The sequence below is a fragment of the Leptolyngbya sp. FACHB-36 genome (genome assembly GCF_014695955.1).
In the GTDB taxonomy this organism is placed as follows: domain Bacteria; phylum Cyanobacteriota; class Cyanobacteriia; order Leptolyngbyales; family Leptolyngbyaceae; genus FACHB-36.
Genome location: NZ_JACJPG010000057.1, coordinates 1 through 1776 on the forward strand (window position 1 = coordinate 1; position 1776 = coordinate 1776).

2 protein-coding genes and 1 pseudogene are annotated in these 1776 nt (G+C 56.6%); 2 read left to right on the forward strand and 1 reads right to left on the reverse strand.

The features are described from left to right. Nucleotides 1-110: pseudogene (locus tag H6F43_RS22060) on the forward strand (YbjN domain-containing protein); the annotation flags it as partial. A 13-nt stretch (nucleotides 111-123) separates the two neighbouring features. Beyond that, nucleotides 124-873, forward strand: a complete 750-nt coding sequence (locus tag H6F43_RS00780) for a lipoate--protein ligase family protein (protein WP_190340128.1) — start codon at nucleotides 124-126, stop codon at nucleotides 871-873. A gap of 54 nt (nucleotides 874-927) precedes the next feature. Here H6F43_RS00780 and H6F43_RS00785 read toward each other — a convergent pair. Beyond that, nucleotides 928-1776 (reverse strand): nucleoside transporter C-terminal domain-containing protein (locus H6F43_RS00785; protein WP_277879836.1); only part of this gene is annotated, 849 nt, incomplete at its 5' end.

Below are 1776 nucleotides of genomic sequence, written 5' to 3' on the forward strand. Positions count from 1 at the left end.
GGACGCTGGCAGATCTCTCACCCAGCGAAATCTCGCGGGCAATTACGATCGTCGCTACGCTCGCCGACGACAACGACGACGCGCTCCAATCACAGTTCGGCGCAGCCTGAGTTTTTTCTGGCAATGTCATCAACGTGGCGGCTGATTCCATTGATGCAGGCGTCTGGGAAGCTGCACATGGCGATCGACGCTTGGCTGCTAGAGCAGCATCGTCAAGGACTGCATCCGCCAACTCTACGCTTCTACATTTGGGACCCACCTGCAATTTCCCTCGGCTATCATCAGCGCCACGGGTTCCGGCAGTGGGAGAGCTTGCTCTGGAATGGCAAGCCGATCGACCTCGTACGGCGACCGAGCGGGGGACGGGCAGTGCTGCATCAGGGAGACTTAACCTACGCCGTGATCACGTCGGATCTGCCAGCCAATCGAATGCAGGCATACCAGCAGATTTGCGAGTTTCTGATTCAGGGCTGGCGATCGCTCGGTGTCGAACTGCACTACGGGCAAGCGGGACGCGGCTATATCCACAACCCAAACTGTTTTGGTACCGCGACGGGTGCAGATTTGGTCACGATCGATGGCGCAAAGCTAATCGGTAGCGCCCAGCTCCGTCGCGGAACTGCGGTTCTCCAGCACGGTTCACTCCAGCTAGAGCCGGACGCTGCCCTGTTTCAGCAGGTGTTTGGCGTTGCGCCTGTCTTACCAACGTTGCCGCACAGTTTACAAGGAGCGGAACGGATTAAGACCGTTATGGATGCGCTAATCGAGTCTGCGGGTCACTGCTTCAACACAGACTTTCAGATACGATCGCTGTCCGAAGCAGAGTGCGCAACGATTCAGAACTGGTCGAAAGATCATAAATTGCTCTGGTAGCAAGCCTTTGTAGGCAATGCTTACCCTATGATCTGTGGTCCACCTGAACCAGCCTCATGAGCGAGTTGGAGTCGATTTAGGTGTTGGGATCGGTGAAACTCTGGGTCTGGGAGCAACGTTTTGCGGTGACGTTCTAACAGCAGGAGTGGCGGGCGCTTGTGGCGACGGCGTAGGCGATGCAGCAGGTGACGGGGTTGCTGGGCTAGAAGCGGGCGAAGGACTAAGGACAGGAGAAGGGCTAACAGCAGGTACAGGCGGCGCTTCTTCACCGAGAATGCTAGGGTTGCCGTTGTCGTACACGCCTGCGACACAAGCAATCATTAGCGTTGCCAGCGTACCAATGAATAGCGCCTTCCAGCCTAACTGAGCAATGTCTCTGCGACGCGAGGGAGCAAGGGCGATCGTCCCACCCACAAAAATCCCAACCGATGCCAAATGAGCGAACCCCGACAGCGCGTAGCTGATAATTAACACAGCACGATCGCTAATCACCCGCTCTGGAGCCGCTGCTGCTGTTGCCAACGCCTGATAGGGCGGAATCGCTGTTTCAGTCAGGCGGCGTCCGATTATTACAGACGACGCCCAAAGTTCGTTCCAGTCCAGTGATACGCCTGTTAGCGCTGTAAACGGCAAGAACAAAGCACCTTCGATGTTTTGCAGCGTTGCCACTCTAAAGACATCGCCGATCGGACTCGGTAAGCCTGCCAACCCTGCAAAAATCTGGTTAATCAGCGCCACCAAGCCGACAATCAAAATCAGCACAGCGGCGATCGACACAGCCATCTTGACGCCATCCAGCGCCCCCAGAATTGCCGCATCCATTGGGCTGACGCGCTCGATCGGCTCCCCAGCAATCGTCTCCGGTGCCTCCGCAATCTCGCCGTCATTATCCTGAAGCTTAGT

Coding starts and splice junctions, on each gene's coding strand:
- H6F43_RS00780 (WP_190340128.1), top strand. CDS start 124: ATGTCATCAACGTGGCGGCTGATTCCATTGATGCAGGCGTCTGGGAAG.